Source organism: uncultured Caballeronia sp., from assembly GCF_964243625.1.
Lineage (GTDB): Bacteria > Pseudomonadota > Gammaproteobacteria > Burkholderiales > Burkholderiaceae > Caballeronia.
Genome location: NZ_CAXTGZ010000701.1, coordinates 1 through 3,001, shown reverse-complemented (window position 1 = coordinate 3,001; position 3,001 = coordinate 1). Strand labels below are relative to the sequence as shown.

Below are 3,001 nucleotides of genomic sequence, written 5' to 3'. Positions count from 1 at the left end.
CGATCAGCACCGGCGGCTCGCCCTGCGCCGTCTGCGGCGAACACACAGGCGTCAATCTTTCCTGCATCAGGCAGGTCGCCTCCAGCCCGTCCCAGCGGCCGCTGCCAAAGAGAATGGCGGCATCGAGCGTGCCTTCGCCGAAATTCGTCGGCAGGAACCACGCGGTATCGACATTGAGTTGTGTGCCCGGCACATCCTCGTAGAAGCTCGGCAGGCGCGGCATCAGCCAGCGCGCGGCGAGCGTCGGCGTCACGCGCAAGGTCACGGTTTGCCCGCCGGTGCTCGTGACATGCATGGATCGGCGCGCAGTCGCCAGCAACTCCTCCACGATGGGAACCAGCCGCTGGCATTCCGCAGTCGGCACGACCATGCGCGTATGGCGCACGAAAAGCGCACAGCCGAAATACTCCTCGATCTGCTGGATGTGCCTGCTGACGGCGCTCTGGCTCAGGAAAAGCTGCTGCGAAGCGGCCGTGAAATTCCCGCAACGCGCGACCACCAGCAGCGACTGCAGCACATTGAACGGCGGATATCGCTCGATTTTCATTTATGCAAGTTGTGCATGGTAACCATGAGATTTTACCGTTTGTCGGTAAAAAATTGGCGTTCATAAAATCGGCTGGATCGTGCGGGTGGGTCTGGGTTCTCGACGCAGTCCGCCGCCGCATATCAATCAGCTTCGCGGCGATTCGCATGAGCGAGCATTCACACCGGTTGTGGGGCGGGCGCTTCAAGACGGGGCCGTCGGCGGCGTTGATTGATGGCACGTAACAAAGATCCCCGTGAAATGGGGCTTGCAGGAACACGCAGTGAAAAAGGCCGTCATCGATGCCAACAACTGATTTGAGCAAACCACGCTGGCCGGATGGCAAGCGATCCTGCTTCGCCTTGGCCTTCGATCTCGACGGACCCACGGGTGACGCGATGCTCGACGGGTCCATCTGGAAAAACCCTTCGTACTTCACGCTGGGCAGTTACGGGCCGTGGCGTGCCTTGGGCCGTCTGCTGGACATGCTCGCGGAACGCAAGGTCCCGGCCACGTTCTTCGTGCCTGCGTGGGTGCTGGAAAACTGGCCTAGGCAATGCGCGGCGATCCTGGAAGGCGGACACGAGATCGGTTACCACGGCTACAAGCATGAAGCATTCTGGACGCTCGATCGCAATGGACAACGCGCGGTCATGGAGCGCTCCGCGCAAGCCTTCGATAAACATCTCGGCATGCGCCCGGTCGGTTTTCGAACGCCATCGGGCGATTGGGGTCCTGACACCATCAGCGTCCTGATGGAAGCCGGCGTGCGCTACTCGAGCTCCATGCGCGGTGACGATCGTCCGTACTTCCTGCCGGCAGAAAACGGCGGCACGCCCATGATCGAGATCCCCGGACGCTGGGAGATGGACGATTATGCGTCGCTTGCATATCACCGCAATCCAAACTTTCCGGCGAGCCTCGACCGCATTGCAAGCTATGACACCACGCTTGACAACTGGCGTCGTGAATTCGACGGTTCGCATCGCGACGGGTTGTGCCTGACGACGCTGTTTCATCCGAAAGTCTCGGGTAAGCCGGGGCGTATCGCGCTGCTCGAAAGCCTGCTCGATCACATGCACGCGAAGGGCGACGTATGGTTCGCCACGTGTCGCGATGTGGCGCAATGGTGGCACGATAACCACACGGAGGCCTGAACGATGAACACAATACGGTGGCCTGACAATGCGCGAAGCGCCGTCGTCATCACGGTCGATTTCAACGACGAACACGGCATCCTCACGCAGGAACCGCGCATCGCGGGCCGCGAAAAATCGTTATCTGTATGGCGTTACGGCGCCAAGCGGGGGGTGGATCGCGTGCTCGATGCGCTGGAAGAATTCGATGTCCGTTCAAGCTGGTTCGTGCCGGGCCGTGTTGCCGAGACGCATGGCGAACTGGTCGCGCGCATTGATGCGCAGAAGCACGAGATAGGCAATATCGGCTACGTCTGCGAGGACTTCGATACGCTCACGCTCGACGCTCAGAAGAACGTCTTCAGGCAGGGACAAGCCGCGCTTGAAAACGTGCTTGGCCACCGCGCCGAGGGCTTCCGTTCGTTCACTGGAAACTGGGCGCCGGGCTTCGCGGACTTTCTTCGCGATGAAGGCGTCACCTGGTCGTCGTCGTGGCGTGGCGATGATCTGCCGTATTTCCATTTGCCGGATACCGACGCGGCGATCACTACACCGCCGCTCGTAGAGCTGCCGCTTCACTATGAGCTCGAAGACGAGCCTTACTTCGCATACAACCTGTCGCCGGCGGTTCCTGTAGGGCAGCCCCGCATTCCGTCGTACGGTGAAGTGCTGAAGAACTGGAAACATGACTTCGCGGCGTTCCATCGATTTGGATTGTGCTTCGTGCTGCGGCTGCATCCGGAGATCATCGGCACGGCAGCGCGCATCGATGTGCTGCGTGAACTGCTCGCCGACATCCGCTCACGCAACGATGTCTGGTTCGCGACGGGCGCCGAGATGGCCGCGTGGTGGCGCCAAATCGTCACGAGCAACGAGCCCGGTCACCCGGTCGAAGTGTATGCACGGCACAAGCAGGAGCAGGCATGAACGCTGGCAAATCGACCTTGTCGCAACGGCTTGCGGGGTTTATCGCAGAGACTTCGGGGGAGACGCTTCCGGCCGCTGTCGTGCATAAAGCGAAACGCCATATACTCGACACGCTCGGCGCTTCTCTGGGCGGTGCGACGGCCGTTGAAGCGCGCAGCGTGCGTGCATTGATGAGCCTGGGAAGCAAAGGCGAAATACGCGCATGGGGTACGTCGCAGAGTTTTAACGCGCGTGACGCGGCGTTCGTCAATGGCGTTGCAGCACATGCACTCGAACTCGATGACGCCGGCGGCTGCGACCACTCCGGCGCAGTCGTCCTTCCCGCTGCATTCGCGGCGCTCGCCTGCACCGACCGCGCTGTATCAGGACGCGAATTTCTGACGGCGGTCGTCATAGGCTACGACGTCGGCCG

Annotated in this window: 4 protein-coding genes; 3 read left to right on the top strand and 1 reads right to left on the bottom strand. The window is 61.2% G+C overall.

Going from position 1 to position 3,001, the window contains the following annotated elements:
* Positions 1 to 547: LysR family transcriptional regulator (locus ACFFAR_RS29545; protein WP_375509052.1), on the bottom strand; the 547-nt coding region annotated here is incomplete at its 3' end.
* Positions 548 to 828: 281 nt separating this feature from the next.
* Here ACFFAR_RS29545 and ACFFAR_RS29540 point away from each other — a divergent pair.
* The 3 genes from ACFFAR_RS29540 to ACFFAR_RS29530 all read left to right on the top strand — a co-directional run.
* Positions 829 to 1,683: a polysaccharide deacetylase gene (locus ACFFAR_RS29540; RefSeq protein ID WP_375509051.1), complete on the top strand. Its 855-nt coding sequence runs from the start codon at positions 829 to 831 to the stop codon at positions 1,681 to 1,683.
* A 3-nt stretch (positions 1,684 to 1,686) separates the two neighbouring features.
* Positions 1,687 to 2,589, top strand: a complete 903-nt coding sequence (locus ACFFAR_RS29535; protein ID WP_174365743.1) for a polysaccharide deacetylase family protein — start codon at positions 1,687 to 1,689, stop codon at positions 2,587 to 2,589.
* Positions 2,586 to 3,001, top strand: a 416-nt coding sequence (locus tag ACFFAR_RS29530; RefSeq protein ID WP_174365742.1) for an MmgE/PrpD family protein, incomplete at its 3' end; no start/stop codon positions are given. The genes ACFFAR_RS29535 and ACFFAR_RS29530, both read left to right, overlap by 4 nt.

What these genes read in the sequence shown, in the direction of transcription:
- ACFFAR_RS29540 (WP_375509051.1), top strand. Translation starts at nt 829, where the DNA reads ATGCCAACAACTGATTTGAGCAAACCACGCTGGCCGGATGGCAAGCGA.
- ACFFAR_RS29535 (WP_174365743.1), top strand. Translation starts at nt 1,687, where the DNA reads ATGAACACAATACGGTGGCCTGACAATGCGCGAAGCGCCGTCGTCATC.